The sequence below is a fragment of the Thalassotalea euphylliae genome, from assembly GCF_042682785.1.
Lineage (GTDB): Bacteria > Pseudomonadota > Gammaproteobacteria > Enterobacterales > Alteromonadaceae > Thalassotalea_F > Thalassotalea_F euphylliae.
Genome location: NZ_JBHUIB010000012.1, coordinates 549,638 through 571,940, shown reverse-complemented (window position 1 = coordinate 571,940; position 22,303 = coordinate 549,638). Strand labels below are relative to the sequence as shown.

The following is a 22,303-nucleotide window of genomic DNA, read 5'->3' as shown; positions in this document are numbered from 1 at the left end:
GGACAGTTATGACACGCGTATTGCATAGACTGAAGCCTGCAGTTTTTGCTACTTCTTTACTGGCTAGCACCTCTGCTTTAGGCGAACCTTGGGTAGATACCAGTGATATTTTCTTACGAGAGAGCATTCAGCATTTGGCTGATTTACATGTTATCACGACGCCCACCACAACATTTCCCTTAATGTGGAATGATATTGCTAGAGATCTTCGTAAGGCAAAAACGCATTTACTTGATGACGAGGCGCTAAGTGCATTTGCTTATGTAAATCAGCAATTGCGTATGGCTAAAAAAGGCTATAAACGTATAGAGTTAAACGTCGCTAACGAAGATGCGCGATTTACCAGTTTTGGCGATCCGTATCGTGACGCAAGCAATATACAAATGCACACGAGTTTTATGACCGAGCATTTTGCTGCTAAGTTTTCGCCTCGTTTTAACGCCTCACCTAGTGACGGCGACAAAGTCACTTATGATGGCAGTTATATTGCAGCTTACTTGGGTAATTGGGTTGCGTCATTTGGGATGCAAGATCGCTGGTGGGGGCCAGGTTGGGACACAAGTTTAAGCTTAACCAATAACGCCCGCCCTATGCCAGCACTCGCATTGTCGCGTAAATCAGCGGAACCTATGACTATTCCGTTTACCTCGCATGACATTCCATGGACAGTTACCACCTTTATGGGGGTAATGGATGATGACCGTGTTGTCGAAGATACACTGCTGTGGGGCTTTAGACTTAACTTTAAACCCGCACCAAACTGGGAAATAGGTCTCACACGTTTAGCACAGTGGGCAGGTGATGGCCGTCCAAAGGGGCTTGATACATTTTGGGATGTGCTAGCTGGTTTAGATAACTGTGGTGGTGTTGGCCCTTCAGAAGAAGAGTGTGCTGACGGTGAAGAACCCGGTAACCAAATGGCTGGCTATGATATTCGTTATTCGACGTCCCTTTTCAATCATCCTTTATCGCTATATTTTACGTCGTTTGCGGAAGATGGCGATAGCAAAGGTGGCTTAAGTATTCTCGGTGAGGAGCGCTACCAAGGTGGAATTGATACAAGGGCTAACTTCCTCGACCGCCATTGGCGCTTATTTGTTGAATGGACAGATACGTATGCAACCTGCAGAGATGGTGGCAATGGTGATGGTACCTCCTCAATCGGGGACTGCTATTACGAGCATCATATCTATAAAACGGGTATGCGATATAACGGCAGAACAATTGGCAGTTTGTATGAGAATGATGCGACTAGTGTAGTATTCGGCGCTATTTCGCAAGTGCAAAATAACCTAGCTTTCGAAACCAAGTTCCGCTGGTTACAACTTAATAAAGACAACAGTGACAAAGCACCAGAAGATCCACTGATTGGTAACACGTTGACGCCAATCGCGGAAAACATGCTAATGTTGTCAGGCAAAATACAATATAGTTATCAGCGTTGGCGCTATACGTTTGGCGGTAGTATTAGCGAATCAACTTTTGACAATGATATAGACGATGACACCGATATGACATTGTTTGTGAATATTGAGTACAACCTGTGATAACCGCGAGGTATCAAGCAGATTAAAAAACGAGGTTATAGCCTCGTTTTTTATGACCAGAATTTCCAATATCCTAAACTTTTCCTCATTTTCATTTCTCTAATGAAATTAAGCGGTTTAGATTTTACGGGGTTGTTCACCCCTGATAGCCTCTCATCAACCGCAGCAAGAACGCGATGCGCGGACTTTCCGTCTGTGTAAGGATGCGTTTGCTCACGGAAATATTCGATATTTTGCATCAATTCGTCTGGCTTAGATAATGCCGTTTCGATGTGTGCTTCAAGCTCACTAGGCACATCAAAATCAATCAAATAATTTTTGGAATTCGAGTTCTTAAAGGTAACAACCGGTTTAGATAGCAATAAGAACATCAACAGCACAGAAGAAGTGTCACATACCATCACGTCGGCTTTCTGAAGCAATGGCAATACATTATCTGTCTCGACAAACGTTAAGTGTTCGCTTTGAATACTTTTATATTGTTCAACAATAGCTTTTTCCATTTTGGGGTGAAACTGAACTAACCAATTCCATCTACCACTAGCGCTTAACTGCTTAACTTGCTCAAATAAGTGTGGAGCACAGGTCAATTGTTTCGAAAAAGTCGAACACAACAAAATAGTCGGTTTAGCCTGTTCCGTAGGGACGAAGTCATAGAGCGGATCAATGGCTGGCCAGCCAGTTTCTGCCACACTAAAAAATTTGTGTTCATCGGCAAGCGATTGAAAAGGCCCGGTCGTATTGGGTCCTTGAGTACAATACATATCAAAGCAGCCGCGAATATTAAAATGTCCTCGGCTATCTGAACGTTTTTCAACGTTAAATCCATGAAATACAGCGACTTTTAGGCCAGGGAGAAAACTGGGCACTAAGTTTCCTGGTACAAAAATGGCATCCGGCTGATAATTAAAAATGTCATCCACGGTTGCCAATCGCAGCTCATTCTCGTCAAAATAAGACATATTGACATCGTTGCCTTTGACGAACCATTTCACTTCATCACCGCGCGCTAATATAGCGGCCTGCAAAGGCCTCAGAATAGCGAAAGAATAGTTTTGGGATATGTATAAAAGAAACTTTTTAGCTGGCATATCAATATTTTGTCAGGATGAAGGTGTATTTACAAAGTGGTGATTGTAATCCATTTGACATATTTTCGTCACATAGCAAGAATGGGTATTACGTTTTATTGATTAACTTTTCGACAAATCAATGAAAAATATTGTGTTTATCTGTCTTCGCTGTTGTTAAGGATAATTATGCGATTACTCAATACATCATTCTCACGTTATTATGCGCCATTCGTATTCCTAAACTTTTTGTTTGCGTTACTCATTGCTAACCGTTATTACCAAGCTCACGATGGCAGCGATACTATTTTAGGGAAATCTTTTGCCTTTATCTATTCTCTAGGCCATTTAGGATTACTGGTCGCCGTTGTAGCCACAGTAGTATGGTGGCTAGCTAAAACAACCCATGATACGTCTAAAAAGTGGTGGATAAGTTTTACCCTATTTGGCCTAAGCAGCGCCCTTCTGCTAACAGATACCTTTGTCTATCAGCAATATAGATTTCATTTGAATGGCATGGTCGTCGAATTCTTTTTCGCTGGCGGAGATGAGGTTATCTCATTTCCGCTGATGATGTGGTTGAAAATAATAACTGTTATTGCAGCCCTCATCGCCATACAAGCGATATTCCTAAAATTAGCATCATTAAATCCCTTCAATGGGTTACGAAAAGCCAATCTCGCCAAAGCTATGATTGTTTCGTTGTTATCTGGGCATGCGTTATTTGCTTATGCTGACGCCACATTTGAAAGCGATGTAACACTGCAACGCAGCTATTTACCTTTGTCTTTCCCTACCACGGCAAAATCATTTTTCGCCAAAATTGGGGTGTTAGATATTGAAGCGGCAAAAATGCAACAAAAATTGGCGGGTAAGAAGCGCAGTAAGGGGGTGAATTACCCGTTATCTCCTCTTAATTTCCAAGAGGTTGCAGAAAGACCGGACATCATCATGATAGTGGTCGATTCCTGGCGTGCAGATATGATGACTCCTGAAGTAACACCAAACGTTTCACATTTTGCTGAGCACAGCAGTAACTTCACAAATCACTTTAGCGGCAGTAATAACACACGTCATGGGATGTTCTCTTTACTTTATGGCATACCGGGTAATTACTGGGATGTGATGCTTGAAAATCAAAAAGGCCCGGCATTAATTCAAGCGCTCAACCATAGAGGCTATCAATCGCAAATATTCTCCAGCGCAAAGCTGACAATGCCGGAGTTTGATCTGACCTTGTATCGGGATATCAAAAACCTGCGGTTAACATCAGACGGTGATACCCCCTGGCAACGCGATAAAGATGCTATCAATGACTTCAAAATCTGGTATCAAAGTACCAACAATAGACAGCCTAAATTTAGCCTTATCATGCTTGATGCTGCGCATGGATTCTCACTGCCAGATGATTATGAAAAGCCCTTTTCGCCGACTCTAGAAGAGCCAGACTTTATGGCTCTGGATGATGATTATGACGCGACTCCGTTCCTAAACTTGTATAAAAACGCCCTTCATTTCAATGACATGCTAATTGGTGAAGCATTAGCAGAAATTGAACCTTATTTGGACAACACTATCGTTATTATTACAGGTGATCATGGCAAAGAATTTAATGAAAATGGTCTGGGCTTTTGGGGGCATAATAGCAATTACTCTTGGCATCAAACCGCTGTTCCAATGGTTGTGTATTGGCCCGATAAAGCTCCCCAAAAAGCTCAGTATGTCACCTCGCATTTCGACGTTGTACCGACACTAATGACAAAGGTATTGGGCTGTGACAGCTCAATGCAAGAATACAGCATTGGCCATTCTATGTTTTCAAATGGTGTCGAAGATCGCCCTATTCTGCTTGGTCGCAACCATTACTATGCGATAAAAACCGGCGATACCCTGTATGAAATTGATCGTTGGGGGAACTTCCAAGTACGTGATGGTAACTACAAAGCCATCAGCGATGCAGAGTTAAATAAAAAACTACTCAATGGTGTGTTGTCTGATATGGTGAAATTTTCTAAGTAAGGTCAGTTAGTTATTAATTAACCAAAATTAACCGTTGACTTTGTTCCTAGCAATACGCTACTAATAGTGGCAGACAAATTAATCGGACTTTTTTCTGTGTTGAACGCAACAGTAACAATTATTATTAACCTCCTCCTCGCCTTAACTGCGCGCGGACGGTTTGTTGTTGCTTCTTGAATTAGTTAATAACAGAGAATAACCGAAGAACCCGCGCTAATTACGCGGGTTTTTTTATGCCTGCATTTTTAGCTTAGTGGATAACCATAGGACAAGAATGATGGACAACAAGGTAATCATTTTCGACACGACATTACGAGATGGCGAGCAAGCATTAACAGCAAGCTTATCGGTTCATGAGAAGCTACAAATTGCTTTAGCGATTGAACGTCTTGGTGTTGATATTATTGAAGCAGGCTTTCCTGTATCGTCGCCAGGCGATTTCAATTCAGTGCAAACGATAGCGCAACATGTCAAAAATTCAGTTGTTTGTGGTTTGTCTCGTGCCGTTGAAGCAGATATTAAAGCATGTGCTGATGCTCTTTCAGTTGCTAATCAATTTCGCATACACACGTTTATTTCTACCTCTGATGTCCACGTACAACAAAAACTTCGTAAAGACTTTAATGATGTAGAGGCAATGGCAATACATGCCGTTAAATACGCTCGACAATTTACGGATGATGTTGAGTTTTCTTGTGAAGATGCTGGCCGCACACCCATCGATAATTTATGTCGAATGGTAGAACAAGCCATCAAAGCGGGCGCTACCACCGTCAATATCCCAGATACCGTTGGATATACCTTGCCACATGAATTCGGCGGTATCATTGATACACTTTTTAATCGTGTACCGAATATAGACCAAGCTCGAATTTCAGTGCATTGTCACAACGACTTAGGGCTAGCCGTGGCAAATTCTATTGCAGCAGTGCAAGCTGGTGCTCGCCAAATAGAATGCACCGTCAATGGTATTGGTGAACGCGCTGGAAATGCGTCATTGGAAGAAGTGGCAATGATCATGAAAACGCGTGCTGATATTTTAGGTGTGCAAACAGGTATTCAACATCAAGAAATTGCCAAAACCTCTAAATTGGTTAGTCACTTATGCAACATGCCTGTACAACCCAATAAGGCAATCGTTGGTAGCAACGCGTTCAGCCATTCTTCAGGCATCCACCAAGATGGTATGTTGAAGGCCTCAAACACATACGAAATCATGACCCCCGAAAGCGTCGGCATCAGTAAAACCAAATTAAACCTTACCTCACGCAGTGGCAGGCACGTGATTAAACACCGTATGGAAAGCCTAGGTTATCAAGAAAGTGATTACGACTTAGACACCTTATACCAAGACTTCTTAAAGCTTGCCGATAAAAAAGGGCAAGTATTTGATGATGATTTAGAAGCCTTGTTATTCAACATTCAACAACAAGACACAAAAGACTATTACCGCATCGAAGAGTTGCACGTCCAATCTGGTAGCAGCGACTTTGCGACGGCGGGTGTAAAACTAGCCATCGGCGAGGAAGTTCAGGTGCAATCAGCAACAGGCAACGGCCCTGTCGACGCTTTGTATAGAGCGATTAAGGAATGTGTTGCTGTTGATATTGAAGTCGCTGACTATAAAATTTCAAATAAAGGTGAAGGTGAAGACGGTTTAGGCGTGGCTAACTTAGTGGTGAACTGGAAAGACCGAAAATTTCACGGTTACGGTATTGCCACCGACGTTATTGAAGCATCAGGCCAAGCATTGGTTTCAGCATTAAATGCCATCGAACGTGCGCAAAAAATTCAATCTATCCGCGAGCAGCGCTCAGCAAAACAAATTATAAATTCATAAGGAAAAACATGTCATCTATAGCAATATTGGCCGGCGACGGCATTGGCCCAGAAGTGATGCAGGAAGCAAAAAAAGTGCTTGCTGCCGTGGCCGATAAATTTAGCTTTACCATTGATATGCAAGATTACGACGTTGGTGGCTGTGCCATCGACAACCATGGTCATGCGCTGCCTAAATCAACTCTGGAAGGCTGTGAACAGAGTGACGCCATTCTATTTGGCTCTGTCGGTGGCCCTAAATGGGAGAATTTGCCACCAACAGAGCAACCAGAGCGATGCGCATTATTGGGTTTACGCGGGCATTTTGATTTGTTTTGTAATATGCGTCCGGCGACCCTACAACCTGCACTAGCCGAGTTGTCGACGCTTCGCAGCGATATCGCAGCACCAGGATTTGATGTCTTAGTCATTCGAGAATTAACCGGTGATATTTACTTTGGACAACCCAAAGGGCGAAAAGGCGACGGTGAGGAAGAAACAGGCTTTGACACCATGTTGTATTCTCGCCGGGAGATCCGCCGCATCTCACATTTAGCGTTTCAAGCGGCACGTAAAAGAAACAACAAAGTGACATCAGTGGACAAAGCAAATGTATTGGCGACGAGTATTTTGTGGCGAGAAGTCGTGAATGAAGTCGCTAAAGAGTACGCTGATGTAGAGCTAGAACATCTTTATGTCGACAATGCAGCGATGCAATTAGTGCGTGACCCAAATCAATTCGACGTTATGTTATGCCCAAACCTTTTTGGTGACATTTTGTCAGACATTTGCGCAATGATCACCGGCTCTATGGGTATGTTGCCGTCTGCGAGCCTAAATGAATCTGGCTTCGGTATGTATGAACCTGCTGGCGGTAGCGCCCCAGATATCGCAGGTAAAGGCATTGCTAACCCCATTGCACAAATCTTGTCAGCAGCCTTAATGCTTCGCTACAGCTTGAATCAAGACGGCGCTGCAAACGCTATTGAAAAAGCTGTGGCGCGGGCACTCGATGATAACATGCTAACTGCCGATTTAATGCCCGCAGATAAAAAAGCAGAAGCCAAAACCACTAGTGAAGTCGGCGATTATATCTGCCAGCAAATAAAGGAAGCATAACCCATGGCAACTACCTTATATGAGAAGTTATGGCAAAGCCATTTAGTTGAAAATACCCCAGGTGAAACGCCTTTGTTGTACGTCGATCGACACTTAATTCACGAAGTGACATCTCCGCAGGCATTCGCCAATTTAAAATTTCATAATCGCCCGGTACGCCGTCCAGACAAAACGATTGCCACCATGGATCATAATATTTCAACACGCTCGGTGGCTATTGATGCAGCAGGTGATGCGGCAGCGAATCAGTTGCGTACGCTTGAGAAAAACTGTGAAGAATTTGGTATCAAATTATTTGGTATGGGACATAAAAACCAAGGTATTGTCCATGTCATGGGGCCAGAGCTTGGCATCACACAACCGGGTCAGGTGATTGTGTGTGGTGATTCACATACTGCTACGCATGGTGCGTTTGGCGCACTAGCTTTCGGTATTGGTACTTCTGAAGTAGAGCACGTACTTGCTTCACAGACCTTACGCCAAACAAAAGCGAAAACGATGCGTATCGAAGTAAAAGGCAACGTTGGCGTGGGTATCAGCGCCAAAGATATTATCTTGGCTATTATTGGCAAAACCGGGAGCGCAGGTGCAACAGGTTATGTAGTCGAATATTGCGGTGATGCAATACAGGCACTGTCAATGGAAGAACGCATGACCATCTGTAATATGAGCATTGAATTTGGCGCTAAAGCGGGTTTAATCGCCCCCGATGAAACCACATTTGAGTATATTCAGCATAAAGAATACGCACCCAAATTGGATGAATGGGAAGCAGCTGTTGCTTACTGGAAAACATTAAAAACTGACGAAGGCGCTACGTTTGATACTGAACTTGTCCTTGAAGGAAAAGATATCAAAGCGCAAGTGACGTGGGGCACTACACCAGGACAAGTCACTTCAATTGACGCCACTGTACCCGCGCCAGAGGATTTTACAGATCCGGTAGAAAAAGACTCTTGTGTGAAAGCGTTAAATTATATGGGTCTAACTGCAGGGACGAAAATCACTGATATACCAGTAAACAAAGTGTTTATCGGCTCCTGCACCAACTCTCGCATAGAAGATTTGCGTGCCGCGGCTAAAGTCGTTAGTCAATTTGCAGAACAAGGTCAAAAAGTGTCTGCAAATGTTGACGCGATTGTGGTGCCGGGCTCTTACCGTGTGCGTGAGCAAGCTGAGCAAGAAGGCTTAGCCAAAGTATTCACTGAAGCAGGATTTGAGTGGCGCCTGCCAGGTTGTTCAATGTGTTTAGGTATGAATGACGATAGGTTGGAAGAAGGTGATCGCTGTGCCTCAACCTCGAATCGAAACTTTGAGGGTAGACAGGGCCGAGGTAGCCGAACCCACTTAGTCAGCCCTGAAATGGCAGCTGCGGCAGCAATTGCTGGTCACTTTGTAGATTTAAATGCGAATAACTAGGAGCAACGCATGGATAAATTCACCACACATACAGGTTTAGTTGCCCCATTAGACATCGCTAATGTAGACACCGACCAAATTATTCCTAAGCAATTTTTGCAAAAAACAGAACGTGTAGGTTTTGGGCAGCATGCCTTTCATGACTGGCGATATATAGATGCGGAAGGTAAGAATCCAAATCCAGACTTCATTTTAAATGCTCCCCAATATCAAGGTGCGAGTATACTATTAACGCGGGAGAACTTTGGCTGTGGTTCTAGTCGCGAACATGCACCGTGGGCATTACAAGAATATGGTTTTAAAGCGATTATAGCACCAAGCTTTGCTGACATATTTTACGCAAACTGCATCAACATTGGCATTGTACCGGTAAAACTCACCCACGACGAAATAAATGAACTGTTCGACCAATGCGGACAGACGACAAAGTCGTTGACGGTTGATTTACTTAATAATAAAGTCAGCGACGGCGACAGATGCTACACTTTTTCATTAGATGAATTTCATCAATATTGTTTAGAAAACGGTGTAGACAGCGTCGGCTGGACACTTAAAAAAATAGATGTCATCGAGGCATATGAGGCAAAACTAGCTAATTGGCAGTAAAGCCCTACTCGCTTGGCATCGGCTATGACAGGGCTAATGATGCCAAGCGAATTACAAGATAACGGTTACCAAGAAATTACCATCGATCTGTTACGTCCAGGCATGTACGTAAAATCGATTTCCTATCAAGACAAAGGATTTATCCTCAAATCCGAAGGTTACGTACTGAGCTTAGCTAAAGTAATGCAGCTAAAAGAGGCTGGTATAAAAAAAGTAATTGTCGATCCCTCTCGTCAAAAGGCCGTAGATAATATCGACAAAGTGATGCCAAATATTAGCTCTAGCCCGTTGTCTAAATTAAATCGTGTTGGCCGCCAAAAAGTTGTATCGCTAGATGACGAGCTAAACAAAGCAAAGTCACTGTACGGCAACGCTAAAGAATTACAAAGTAAGATTTTAACCAATATAAATGCTGATAGAAGCTTACACGCTGAAGAAGTGCGCGAGACTACAGACGCTATGGTGGATTCTATATTCAGAAACCAAGATGCGTTGACGTGTTTATCTCGGCTTCGCTCTAAAAGTAACTATTTAATGGAGCACTCGCTAAATTGCTCTATTTTGATGGCCGTTTTCGCTAAACACCTAAAGTTTGATCGCGATGTTATCGAACAACTGACACTAGGTGCATTTATGCACGACATTGGCAAAGTGTTTATTCCTGATGATATTCTAAATAAACCAGGTCCGCTCACCGACAAACAGCAAAGTATTGTCCGAACCCATGTGGCACTTGGCGCTAAAATTTTAGAAGACACGCCACATATCTCGCACATTACAATGAAAGTGATTTTAGAGCACCACGAACGTATCGACGGCAGTGGCTACCCAAGAGGTTTAAAGGGTAATGACATCAGTAAATACGGACGCATGATGGCAATTATCGATAGTTATGATGCGATGACATCTGATCGCTGTTATCAAGATGCTATCGACCCTGTTGCAGCCTTTAAAACCTTGGTTCAAGAATCTGCTACCGCTTACGACGAAGAATTAGTCGAAAAGTTTATCCAATGTTTAGGTGCATATCCGGTAGGTACTTTAGTCCAGCTTAACAGCGGCAAAATTGGCTTAGTAAGTGAACGCAACAAAACAAAACCAACCCACCCTATCGTTAAAGTTTTCTACAATGCCCGTCTCAATCAAGCTATACCGATTGAGGATATTGATTTGAGTAAGTCGAAATACCGTGACCAAGTAGACAAATGTATTCGCCCAGAAGAATTTAACATTAGTTTACTTAACTTTTTCAAAACGGCATTTGTCAGCTAATTTGCTTGCTGGCAAATAGTAGCTGGTATCACTTACCAGCTACTCAATGCGGGCAAAGAAAACTGCGCGCCATCCATTTCCAGGATCACAAGATCCGGCAATATTTGCGCAAGTGTAATACCGTTTGCAACGATATCTCCTTCGTAGCGCTCACGACCATTTACTCTCACCCACCCATTTCCATCGGTCGCATAAATGTGCACTTCAAACTGCATCGCTGGTACACGATTTTGAATATGCGAAGGCATATCAAGTAAAGAGGGCACTGGCTGCTCTGGCTCAGGCTCCACGTAATCACTATCGGCAATTTGATCGGTTTCTTCTATCGCATCCTGTAACCTATTCAATAAGTCATTCGAGTTACTTTCCAATTGTGACGCATCAAACGTCACCGAGTTTTGAGGTTGCGCCGTTGCTGCCTGTCGCTCGGTTGGCTGTTGAGCGGCTTCGTGACTTAAGATTTGTCTAGGTTTTTCTGCGTCATTTTTTCGCGCACCAGCAGACTGTTGGGGCCGCAATGAATGGGTTGTTGATTGCGGTAAATGACCAACCACCAGCTGTTCAGGCTGGCTATTATCTGCCGGAGAAGCGCTATCAATTTGTTGTTTAGGTTCTGCTGTAGGCTCAGCCTGCACACTAGCCTTTGTCAATTCACTATTGCTTGGAGGCAGCGCAGAGCCAACATATTGAGTTTCCTCATTTGCTTTGCCTTCTGCGCTTTGAGAGACGGAAACCACTGGCGATTGAACCTCTTCAGTAGCGTTGACCTTCGCAGTATTGACTAACACTTCTTGAGTATTCTGTTGGCTGCCGAACCAAAATGCTACCCCTGCGATGACCACTAGATTAGCTGCGACACTGGCGCCTATAAGTGCTCTGCTGCGCCACCAAGGTTGAAGGTGATATTCACTACCTAACGCTTGCTCTGAGGCTTCTATCACTGTTTTTCTTGTCACCAGTGCGTCATTCTTGCCGTAAGCATTGGCAAGTGCGCGATCACACAGCAAATTAATCAAACGTGGGATGCCTTTCGATATTTTATGAATCGTAGAAATAGCGTTAGGCTTGAATAGCGGACGATGACAATCCACAACAGCCAATCGGTGTTTTATGTACTCAGCTACCTCATTGCGGGTTAATGGCAACAAGTGGTAACGCGCAGTGATACGTTGCGCCAATTGACGCAAGTCACGTCGCTGCAGCAATTGCTGCAACTCAGGCTGCCCAATTAACACGACTTGCAATAACTTACGCGTATTCGTTTCAAGGTTTGTAAGTAACCGAAGTTGCTCCAACACTTCTGGCTGCAAGTGCTGAGCTTCATCAATAATCAACAGGGTATTGCGATCTTGCTCCTGGTTAGTTAACAGCTTTTGCTGAATTTTGTCGGTCAAATACTTTAACGTGACGCCCGCTTTTTTATAGCGAACGCCTAACTCATCGCAGATAGTCGCCAGCAGCTCTAAGCACGACAGCGTGGGGTTTAGAATGAATGCAACGTCGGTATTCTCTGGCAGTTGTTCAAGCAACCTGCGACTTAGCGTCGTTTTCCCGGTTCCTACTTCCCCTGTCAACAGAACAAATCCGCCTGTATCACCAAGTCCGTAGGTTAAGTGCGCGAGCGCCTCCTTATGACGATCACCTAAAAATAAAAAATCAGGGTTAGGCGCAATTGAAAAAGGTATATCCCCTAAACCAAAAAATCCTGTGTACATTATGTAAAATAGCTGCGCTGAATTATAAGTATCGACGCTCAAACTACTAGCTCTCAATTCATATGTCAAAGCACAAACTAAAAGAGTCCCACGCTCAGAGCACTGCAGTTTTGAACTGTGTTACACTGCCTCCATTAAGTTGAACAAACATCTTCATATAAAGCAGTAACCGCCACGCTATGAAAAACGACACCATGCCTATTGACCTAAGTTCGCTCTCTGTATTCCTTGTTGGCGGTGCAGTGCGCGACACCCTGCTCAATCACCCTGTTGTGGAAAGAGATTACTTAGTGGTTGGCTCAACACCCGAGCAAATGAAGCGCTTAGGTTTCACTCAAGTCGGTAAAGATTTCCCTGTATTTCTGCACCCACAAACGAAGGAAGAATATGCTCTGGCAAGAACAGAGCGAAAGAAAGGTAAAGGTTATACGGGTTTCGAATGTTACGCAGAACCTGACGTGACCATTGAACAAGACTTAATGCGTAGAGACTTAACCGTGAATGCGATGGCACAATCGCACCACGGCGATATTATTGATCCTTATGGTGGTAAAGAAGACCTAAAGGCCAAAGTATTACGCCACGTTTCTCCTGCGTTTGAAGAAGATCCTCTTCGCGTTTTACGCGTTGCGCGCTTTGCCGCTCGTTATACGCAATACGGGTTTACCGTAGCGAATGAAACTAAAGCATTGATGGAGAAAATTGCGCTAAGCGGTGAGCTCAGTGCTTTGTCAGCAGAAAGAATTTGGAAGGAATTTGAAAGAGCGATTAGCGAACCTAATCCAGAAGTGTTTATTACTTTACTACATGAAACCAAAGCACTCACCGCTATTATTTCGGCAATATCTACTTCCGTCATTAACATTCAAGAGGTAACCAGTGCATTGGTTCGTGTCGCTCAATTAACGAAAGATGCAGATATCCGATTTGCTGTATTTGTAAATCAGCTGATTGATAGTACTGCCCCAAATGATCAAGAGTCCGCACTGAATGCTATATTGTCGCAGCTAAAAGTGCCTAATGCGCCTAAATTGCTGACACAAAAAACGTGGCAACTCCACGAGCAAATAGTTAATTTACCATCACAATCGCCCCGAGAATCGCTGACTTTCTTTGAGCAAGCAGATATCTATCGAAAACCAGAGCTACTAGACAACATTATACTCGCAACCCGTGGCCTTAATGGTGACTGTCTACCATCCGAGTTAGTGAATTCCCTAAAAAATACGGCGCATTTATTAAGAGACGTCGTAGCGACTGAATATGTAAAACAAGGGGTAAAGGGTAAGGCAATTAAAGAAGCTATGGATCGTGAGCGCGTAAAGATTATCGCGTCTCAAATAAACGCTATGTAAGCGCTATAATTACTCTGACAAGGAGATAAAGATGGTAGCACATGGGGATTTCTCAGTGATAGTAGAGGGCAATATTGTCCACACCTACCCTGTTGGAGGCTTCAATAAAGAAGGCATTGAGTCAATTCGCGCAGCTATCGTTGATGCTATACCAAATACAAACAATTGGATTTTATTTGAACATCCCAAAGACCAAGCGGGTCTGACTCCTGATGCAGCTCAGGCGATTGGAGAATCCTATTTAGAATTTGAAAAGCAAGGTTGCCAAGAAATAAGGTTGGAAGTGTGCAGTACTTGGCGCGCTATTATTACCCGCCAACTTTCGTCAAAACTCGATATTCCTCTTACATTCATCTAATAGGAATTTATCTTCATAAAAAAGCCCAGCAATTGCTGGGCTTTTTCGGGAGTAATGACAGATTAGAAGTTGTACGTTAACTTCGCGTAGTAGAATCCGCCGTTATAGTCGAAAGGACCACTTTCGTAGTACTTAGCACCTAATACGCCGTAAGATTCTGATGGAAGTTTCTGAGCTTCTTCATCGAAGATGTTGTTAGCACCCACAGATAGCGTGAACATGTCGTTGATGAAGTAACTAACTTCAGCATCGATAGTTACCGCAGCATCCGCTGTTTCATTCCAACAACCGTCTAAACAATCATCATCAGCATGTACCGCAAAGTACTCACCGAAGTAGTTCATGCGAACAAAGCCACTAAACTCTTCCCAGCTTTGGTTAACAGTGAATGTTGCACGGTGGTCTGGCATACCATCTTCTAAGCGTTTAACTTTACCTTCTGATGTTGTTTCAGGATTGAACTTGTCTACTTCAGTGTCGTTAAAGTTATACGCTAGTGCGAACTGCGTATCACCGCCCATCAACTGCATCGAGTAGTTTGCAACAATATCAACACCAGTTGTCGTCGTGTCAAAGTCATTTGCGAAGTACGTCACTGCTGAGATTAACTCTGGGTTTTGTACACCTAAATCACGCAGCTCGTCATAGTCTTCTGGGTTAACAGAAATTTGGCTAGATTGTGCGATACGGTCTGTCACTTCAATGCTATATGCATCGATAGTTAAGAAGAAATCACCGCTGCTGTATACGATACCCGCTGCATATGATTCTGACTCTTCAGGCTCTAGCTCTTGACCGCCGTAGAACGCTGATAATGGATCAGTTGGTGGCGCAAGGAAACTTTGAATTAGCTCACCATTTACAAGCGATGTCGCTGTATTTACTACGTTTGCCTGACCAACAGTTGGCGCACGGAAACCTGTCGATGTTGAACCACGAACTGACCACTCATCATTAATTGAGTATTGCGCTGTTAGTTTGTAGTTAGTTGTATCACCGAATGTATTAAAGTCTTCCCAACGAAGCGCTGCACCTAACATGAAGTCTTCTGTTAGGTAAGCTTCAACGTCAACATAGGCAGCCCAGTTACGGCGGTCATTACGACCTTGTGTTTCAGGACCAAAGCCTTTGAAACCATGAGAACCAATGTTGAAACCTTGGTCAGCGTAATCGCCCGCTTTCCATGACGCTTCTTCACCTGCAATAATCTCGAAGCTCTCTTCACGGAATTCAACACCTGTTGCTACGTTAAGAGGTTCATCTAGACCATCTACTTCAACCGCTTTCACTAAATCAAAGTTGAAGGTTTTCTCTAACTGGATGTATTTACCCGTTTCGAAATCTGTCGGTGTATCTAAACCTAAAGACGGGTTAAGCGTGTTCTTTAAGAAGAATTCTGATTCGTTACGACCAACAGAGCCACTTAAATCAAAATACCAATCCGCTAAGATGCCCGACTTGATATCACCTTTAACACCCATTGTTAATGACGTATCAGTGATGTTACCACCAAATTGAGGTGTGTAACCGCCAGGGAAGATTTGGTTCATTGAGAAACAGTTTGGATCAGCTACCATATCTTGGTAAGCCTGAGTATCCAAAACGTTTGGTACGTTTGCCGGTACAACGGCACATGTGCGCTCCGCGCCTTCCGTTGCTTGTGCAACATCACCTACTAATAGTGTTTCACCACCATCAATTGAGTATACGTTACCGCGGTTATGAGGGTTACGATAGTAGAAACCACCCGTAACATCACGCTCTGAGTAGTTACCAAACGTATAGAATTCTTTATCATCGCCCAGATCTAACTTGATATTACCAAATAAAGTAATGTCATCATCAATTTCAGGGTTACCCCAAATTTGGGCAGGATCTTGGATAGAGGTATTGCCAGCTTCAAATAAAGCTTGCGCATCTGGACGCTGAACAGAGCGGCTAGTAGCGTCAGCTTGTTTGTATTGGAAGCTTAAGTTTAATGAACCGTCATCTGTAAACGGCATACCGATGTTGCCATCAACAGTGGTTGTTGTGCCGTCACCTTCATAGAACTCGCCATGCTTCACTGAAAGTGAGCCGCCGTCCGCTTCATCTTTCAATACAAAGTTCATTACACCAGCGATAGCATCTGAACCGTATTGTGCAGCAGCACCGTCACGTAACACTTCAACTTGTTTAAGTGCAACGCTTGGAATAACGGAGATATCTGGGCCTTGCGCACCATCATTCACACCACCACCTTGGAAGGCGATTACTGAAGCACGATGACGACGCTTGCCATTTAATAGAATCAACGTAGAGTCAGATGACAAACCACGTAAGTTTACTGGACGAATTAACGTTGCAGCATCAGAAATAGGCTGTGCACGCACATTAAATGATGGAACAGTGCTTACCAACTGATCAAGCATATCACTTGAACCAGACTTACCTAGTTCATCACCACCAACGATATCAACAGGAACCGCAGAGTCTGCGATTGAACGAGGTGCAGCACGCGAACCTACTACAACAATCTTTTCAACTTCTTCAAGTGAAGCATCTTCGAATGCAAAGGCAGGAGCTGTACCAAGTGCAGAACCCACAGCAAGGGCGAGTGCACCAGCACGGAATTTAGTAGACATGTTATTTCCTTCCCAATGTTTATAATTATATTTTTTTAATAATATTTATTGTTTTGCTTAGTTTACGTAGATGTCTGAGCGACAGCACAAAACGACTAAGGTCAATTATTTATAAAACAGCTACTGGGTGTTTACAAGACTGTGACAAGTGAATTTTTTCTATTTATCCACCAAAGTTCGTACTAAACACAACGAAATAGTGACAACCCATTTAGACAATTCAAACCCTGTCAATTGATGAAAAGCTAATCAATACGTGCATTTCAGCCGTATAGTCAAACTCAAATAATGCGAAAAACTTCGTATTAAATATGTTGTAAAAAAAAATGAATTTGACTGTAAAAAAATCGGTCATTTTGTAAACAATTTTGAACTTTCGTCGAGTCTGTATGTCTTGTTTGGCGCAGTTAACACAACGTTAACAATGTGAATAAACACTTACAATTCAATAGGTGTGACGTATTCCTCGTGTTAGCTTTGCGTTATTTCTCCATACCAATTTCTTGATTTTTTCTTATACTTATTAAAGATACATTGTGTCTATTTCAATCAATGTGCATTTTGTGCAGGGTAGCTAAGAATAAAAAATAGGACTCACATTACATTCGAAGTGTAAATGGGAGTTAATATGTGGAAAATATACATTTTATTGGCTATCGCAATGGCTGTGGTAAGCCTGCCTGCTCATTCAGATAAGCTAGCGCTGAGCACGTGCGAATACATTGCAGCTGACGATAAAAAACGACTGAGAAGCCTCTTAAAGCAGAATAGAATGAAGATAAAAACACTACATAAAATGGTGTTTTGCAACAATCAAACAATTCTATTATTTGCAGATACCCGCCAAGCAAAAGATGTTGGGGAGCTTATTATCAAAAAGCTCCCCAAGAAAGTTGTTGCTGAAGCGCTACCGTCACTTACCTCTGAGCAGTTAATTGCAGCAGCGAACAACAGAATAAACTGAACTTTAGTCGATTAAAGACGAACGAAAGTAAGCAGCTTGGAATGGTGCAAGCATAAGCTCACTGCCTGTTAGCTTCGCAACGTCGAAGCCAGGTACGTTAAGTGCCTCAAGTTTGAGGTTGTGCGCAATATGGTATTGCTGCGTCTCTGTTGAGAAGTTAAATGCAGCTAACGTCGCTTGACCTTCGTACGTTCGCACAAATACTAGCAGTTCATCACTCGCTTCTAAGAACTCAATATCACCGTAACGTAATGTAGGTTGCTCTTTTCGCCACGCTAAAAATGCACGATAGTGATTCAACATCGAGTCGCTATCATTTTCTTGCGTTGAAACTGCCTGGTTAATGTGTGGCTCTACGACAGGCAACCAAGTGCTATCTGCGGCAGAAAATCCGCCTTTCGCAGCTTCGTTTGTCCAAGGCATTGGTGTACGACAGCCATCACGGCCTTTAAAGTTTGGCCAGAACGTAATGCCATACGGATCTTGCAATAACTCAAATGGAATATCAGCTTCAACAAGGCCTAGCTCTTCACCTTGGTAACTGCAAACACTACCTCGCAGTGATGACAACATCGCATTGAACATCTTCACTTGCGCTGGATTAGCTTTAGTTTTGTCAACTTTGTTCCAACGCGTTGCAACACGCTGTACGTCATGGTTACCAATTGCCCAACATGGCCAGCCATCAGATAAGTTTGCTTCAAGCTCTTCTATGGTTTGGCGAATGTACTTAGGTGAACTGTCTTCTGTTAACAATTCGAAGCTGTATGCCATGTGTAAACGCTTATTGCCTTTCGTGTACTGCGCCATCGTCAGTAGTGAGTCTTCTGAAGAAATTTCACCAAGGGTAACAACACCCGGGTACTTGTCCATCAACGCGCGAATATCTTCCATAAAGCTAACGTTTTCTGGCTGGGTGTTGTTGAAGTAATGGTACTGGTAAGCGTAGGGGTTATCTTCGCTAAAGCCACGGCCTTTACGCTCATTCTCAGGTTTCGCCGGGTTGTCGCGTAACTGAGCATCATGGAAACAGAAGTTAATGGCATCTAAGCGGAACCCATCAACTCCCTTTTTCAGCCAGTACTCAACATTGTCTAACACATGTTGACGCACTTCTGGATTGTGGAAGTTAAGATCAGGTTGTTCTGTTAAAAAGTTGTGCAAATAGTACTGCTGACGACGTGGCTCCCACTGCCATGCAACACCACCAAAAATTGATAACCAATTATTCGGTGGCGAACCATCTGGCTTCGCATCGGCCCATACATACCAGTCAGCTTTTGGATTCGTTCTACTAGACTTGCTTTCAATAAACCACTCATGTTGGTCTGAGGTATGACTCAATACTTGGTCGATGACTACCTTGATATCTTTTTGCTTGGCTTCTGCCATTAGATCATCAAAATCATCCATGGTACCGAACATAGGATCAACATCACGATAGTCACTGATGTCGTACCCAAAATCTTTCATCGGTGACTTGAAGAATGGAGAAATCCAAATAGCGTCAACACCTAAGCTTTTTATGTAAGGTAATTTCTGGATGATACCGCGTAAATCACCAATGCCATCATTATTGGCATCCATAAAACTACGTGGATAAATTTGGTAAATGACGGCACCGCGCCACCAAGGTTGTTCTAGCATGTAAAATCCGAGTGCGCTTTACTCATTTTTCGAACTGCATTCCCCCCGAAAAATAGGCCGCGCTTTAGTTTAGTTATAGTTAGCGTCAGGATAAGTAGAGCGCCTATTTTCTGCAACCAACCTGCATACGTATGCATGCCTATCCTATTGATTTATCTGTCATGCATACGTATGTAGTTTATTGCTCTGCAATCAAGTTCAGCATAATTTTGTATAAATCCGACACTATACGTTTTAAAAAGATGTCAAATTTCTCTGTCATACTCAGGCTGAGAGATCATTAACAAGGCACCTACATTCAAAAAGAATCGACTATGGCTACATCAACAATTACTGCAAATGCATTGCGCGAACGCATTGAGCACCATCTACAATTCACGTTAGATGGCGCATCGCCAAAAGAAAACAAACAAGCCTATTGGCGAGCAACATGTTCAGCCATTAATGACTTGGTTGTTGCTAAGCTCAGTAGTACACAGCAGCGCCAACAAAAGGCGGCAAGTAGACAAGTAAACTACCTTTCTTTGGAATACTTGATGGGTCGCATGTTGTCGAACAATATGCATAACCTTGGCTTATACGACGTTACTGAAGAAGCCTTAAAAAGTTTTGATATTGAACTGAGTGATTTGTTTGAACAAGGTGCTGATTTGGCATTGGGTAATGGTGGTTTAGGTCGTCTCGCTGCATGTTTTCTCGATTCGCTTGCCACGCTCGACTACCCTGCAACGGGCTACGGTATTCATTATCAGCACGGTTTATTCAAACAAAGTTTTAAGCAAGGGCGCCAGGTTGAAGAGCCAGATTTGTGGCGTGAATTCGGCAGCCCTTGGGAGATCTGCCGTCCAGAGTCTAGCCAAATTATTCCGCTCTATGGTCATGTCGACCACCAAACGCAAGCAGACGGTACGGTTAAATCTGTTTGGCAGCCAGGTCTAGAGTTCAAAGGCGTGCCGTGGGATATTCCAATTGTTGGTTACAACTCTGATACCGTCAACGTATTGCGTTTGTGGGAAAGCCGCTCAGTGGGTGCATTTAATTGGGAGCTTTTCAATCGTGGTGATTACTTGTCATCTCATCAAGACAAAGTGTACGCTGAAACGGTGTCGAAAGTGCTTTACCCTAATGACGAACATGATGCTGGTAAAGAGTTGCGTTTCATCCAACAATACTTTTTCTGCGCATGTTCTATTAAAGATATTATCGCCCGCCATCAAGCAAGTAATGGCGTTGATTGGCAAGCCTTTGCAAAAGACACTGCCATCCAACTTAACGACACTCACCCAACAATTGCTATTTTGGAATTACAGCGCACGTTAATCGACGAATATCAAATGTCTTGGAGTGATGCGTGGACATTGTGCCGTCAAGTATTTTCTTACACTAATCACACGCTTCTTCCTGAAGCATTGGAGAAGTGGTCAGTCAAAATGTTTGAGCGTGTGCTGCCTCGCCACCTAGAGATTCTTTATCGTATCAATGAAGAATTCCTCAACAAAGAAGTGAATGCCAAATGGCCTCATGACTTCCAAATGCGTGCAAAACTATCTCTGATCGAAGAAGGTTCAGAGCGCATGGTACGCATGGCTCATCTTTGTGTCGTTGCGGCCCATAAAGTGAATGGTGTAGCGGAAATACATTCAAAACTAGTAAAACAAGATTTGTTCCCTGAATTTCACGCGCTTTGGCCTGAAAAGCTCACCAACGTTACAAACGGTATTACACCGCGCCGTTGGCTAAAAGCGTGTAACCCAGAACTGTCCTCGCTTATTTCTCAGCATGTAAAAGAAGACTGGGCTAAAGATTTAGACAGTTTAAGCCAACTTGCTAATTTAGCCGAAGATGCGGACTTCCAGAAAGCATTCATGGCAATTAAGCGCAACAACAAAGTCAAACTTGCTGACGAAATATTAAAACTAACAGGTGTCACCGTAAGCCCTGACGCTATCTTTGATATTCAAATAAAGCGACTTCACGAATACAAGCGCCAGCATTTAAATTTTTTACACATACTTGCCTTGTATAGCCGCCTGCTTGAAAACCCTGACTTAGAGATGCATCCACGTGTTTTCATTTTTGGCGCTAAGGCTGCACCGGGTTACCACTTAGCAAAAGAGATCATCTATGCAACGAATAAAGTGGCAGAGAAAATCAATAATGACCCGCGCATCAAAGACAAGCTTAAAGTAGTATTTTTACCAAACTATCGTGTCAGCCTTGCAGAGAAAATCATCCCCGCTGCTGATGTGTCAGAGCAAATTTCGACCGCTGGTAAAGAAGCATCAGGAACAGGCAACATGAAACTTGCCTTAAACGGCGCGGTAACTATTGGTACGTTAGACGGTGCCAATATTGAAATTGCCGAAGAAGTCGGTGACGACAACATCTTTATTTTTGGCAATACTGTTGAACAGGTTAAAGCGATAAAATCAAAAGGCTATAACCCATACGATTTTTATGAAACGAACAAGGAATTAACCAAAATTATTGATTGGTTAGATAGTGACTTCTTTACCCCGGGTCAACCATACGAGTTGTCAGCTATCAAACATAGCTTGCTTGATGGCGGTGACCCTTACCTCGTGCTGGCTGACTTCCAGTCATATTCGGATGCACATCAAGCATTAGATGTTGCCTATCGCCACCCTGAACGTTGGGCAAAAATGGCGATACTCAATACGGCACTCATGGGTAAGTTTAACTCTGACCGCTCAATAGAAGACTACGTCAACAACATTTGGCAATTAACGCCTTGTAAAGCGTAATCTCC

At 43.2% G+C, this 22,303-nt stretch carries 15 protein-coding genes; 11 read left to right on the top strand and 4 right to left on the bottom strand.

What is annotated here, in order from left to right; genetic code table 11:
* The first annotated feature begins 8 nt into the window (after positions 1 to 8).
* Positions 9 to 1,547, top strand: a complete 1,539-nt coding sequence (locus tag ACFSJY_RS16935) for a capsule assembly Wzi family protein (RefSeq protein WP_386037016.1) — start codon at positions 9 to 11, stop codon at positions 1,545 to 1,547.
* 50 nt (positions 1,548 to 1,597) lie between these two features.
* On the opposite strand, the gene ACFSJY_RS16930 is transcribed toward ACFSJY_RS16935, so the two are convergent.
* Positions 1,598 to 2,638, bottom strand: coding sequence for a CDP-glycerol glycerophosphotransferase family protein (locus tag ACFSJY_RS16930; protein WP_386037013.1), 1,041 nt, complete (start codon positions 2,636 to 2,638; stop codon positions 1,598 to 1,600).
* Between the two features lie 168 nt (positions 2,639 to 2,806).
* On the opposite strand from ACFSJY_RS16930, the gene ACFSJY_RS16925 reads away from it, so the two are divergent.
* The 6 genes from ACFSJY_RS16925 to ACFSJY_RS16900 all read left to right on the top strand — a co-directional run bounded on the left by ACFSJY_RS16925 (position 2,807) and on the right by ACFSJY_RS16900 (position 10,870).
* On the top strand, positions 2,807 to 4,636 hold the full coding sequence (locus tag ACFSJY_RS16925) for a DUF3413 domain-containing protein (protein WP_386037010.1): 1,830 nt from the start codon (positions 2,807 to 2,809) through the stop codon (positions 4,634 to 4,636).
* 277 nt (positions 4,637 to 4,913) lie between these two features.
* Positions 4,914 to 6,476, top strand: coding sequence for a 2-isopropylmalate synthase (gene leuA / locus ACFSJY_RS16920; protein WP_386038433.1), 1,563 nt, complete (start codon positions 4,914 to 4,916; stop codon positions 6,474 to 6,476).
* An 8-nt stretch (positions 6,477 to 6,484) separates the two neighbouring features.
* Positions 6,485 to 7,573 carry a 3-isopropylmalate dehydrogenase gene (gene leuB / locus ACFSJY_RS16915; protein WP_386037007.1) on the top strand — a complete coding sequence of 363 codons (1,089 nt, stop codon included), beginning with the start codon at positions 6,485 to 6,487 and terminating at the stop codon, positions 7,571 to 7,573.
* Positions 7,574 to 7,576: 3 nt separating this feature from the next.
* Positions 7,577 to 8,992, top strand: coding sequence for a 3-isopropylmalate dehydratase large subunit (gene leuC, locus ACFSJY_RS16910; RefSeq protein WP_386037004.1), 1,416 nt, complete (start codon positions 7,577 to 7,579; stop codon positions 8,990 to 8,992).
* Positions 8,993 to 9,001: 9 nt separating this feature from the next.
* A complete protein-coding gene (leuD, locus tag ACFSJY_RS16905) occupies positions 9,002 to 9,598 on the top strand; it encodes a 3-isopropylmalate dehydratase small subunit (protein WP_386037001.1) in 597 nt (198 codons plus the stop codon).
* Positions 9,599 to 9,622: 24 nt separating this feature from the next.
* Entirely contained in the window at positions 9,623 to 10,870 is a 1,248-nt protein-coding gene (locus ACFSJY_RS16900; RefSeq protein WP_386036998.1) for an HD-GYP domain-containing protein, read from the top strand.
* Positions 10,871 to 10,902: 32 nt separating this feature from the next.
* On the opposite strand, the gene ACFSJY_RS16895 is transcribed toward ACFSJY_RS16900, so the two are convergent.
* Entirely contained in the window at positions 10,903 to 12,585 is a 1,683-nt protein-coding gene (locus ACFSJY_RS16895) for an AAA family ATPase (protein ID WP_386036995.1), read from the bottom strand.
* A gap of 179 nt (positions 12,586 to 12,764) precedes the next feature.
* On the opposite strand from ACFSJY_RS16895, the gene ACFSJY_RS16890 reads away from it, so the two are divergent.
* Together ACFSJY_RS16890 and ACFSJY_RS16885 are read left to right on the top strand one after the other, a co-directional pair.
* Complete coding sequence (locus tag ACFSJY_RS16890) at positions 12,765 to 13,940, top strand: tRNA nucleotidyltransferase/poly(A) polymerase-related protein (RefSeq protein WP_386036992.1); 1,176 nt, start codon at positions 12,765 to 12,767, stop codon at positions 13,938 to 13,940.
* Between the two features lie 31 nt (positions 13,941 to 13,971).
* On the top strand, positions 13,972 to 14,298 hold the full coding sequence (locus tag ACFSJY_RS16885; protein WP_386036989.1) for a hypothetical protein: 327 nt from the start codon (positions 13,972 to 13,974) through the stop codon (positions 14,296 to 14,298).
* Positions 14,299 to 14,360: 62 nt separating this feature from the next.
* Here the strand turns inward: ACFSJY_RS16885 and ACFSJY_RS16880 are convergent, their stop codons facing one another.
* On the bottom strand, positions 14,361 to 16,922 hold the full coding sequence (locus ACFSJY_RS16880) for a TonB-dependent receptor plug domain-containing protein (protein WP_386036986.1): 2,562 nt from the start codon (positions 16,920 to 16,922) through the stop codon (positions 14,361 to 14,363).
* Positions 16,923 to 17,550: 628 nt separating this feature from the next.
* On the opposite strand from ACFSJY_RS16880, the gene ACFSJY_RS16875 reads away from it, so the two are divergent.
* Positions 17,551 to 17,886: a DUF3718 domain-containing protein gene (locus ACFSJY_RS16875; protein WP_386036983.1), complete on the top strand. Its 336-nt coding sequence runs from the start codon at positions 17,551 to 17,553 to the stop codon at positions 17,884 to 17,886.
* 3 nt (positions 17,887 to 17,889) lie between these two features.
* Here ACFSJY_RS16875 and ACFSJY_RS16870 read toward each other — a convergent pair whose 3' ends face one another.
* The gene (locus ACFSJY_RS16870) at positions 17,890 to 19,533 is read right to left on the bottom strand and encodes an alpha-glucosidase (protein WP_386036980.1); all 1,644 of its coding nucleotides are present in this window, start codon (positions 19,531 to 19,533) and stop codon (positions 17,890 to 17,892) included.
* A gap of 314 nt (positions 19,534 to 19,847) precedes the next feature.
* Here ACFSJY_RS16870 and ACFSJY_RS16865 point away from each other — a divergent pair, with 314 nt between their 5' ends.
* Positions 19,848 to 22,298 carry a glycogen/starch/alpha-glucan phosphorylase gene (locus tag ACFSJY_RS16865; protein ID WP_386036977.1) on the top strand — a complete coding sequence of 817 codons (2,451 nt, stop codon included), beginning with the start codon at positions 19,848 to 19,850 and terminating at the stop codon, positions 22,296 to 22,298.
* Positions 22,299 to 22,303 lie beyond the last annotated feature (5 nt).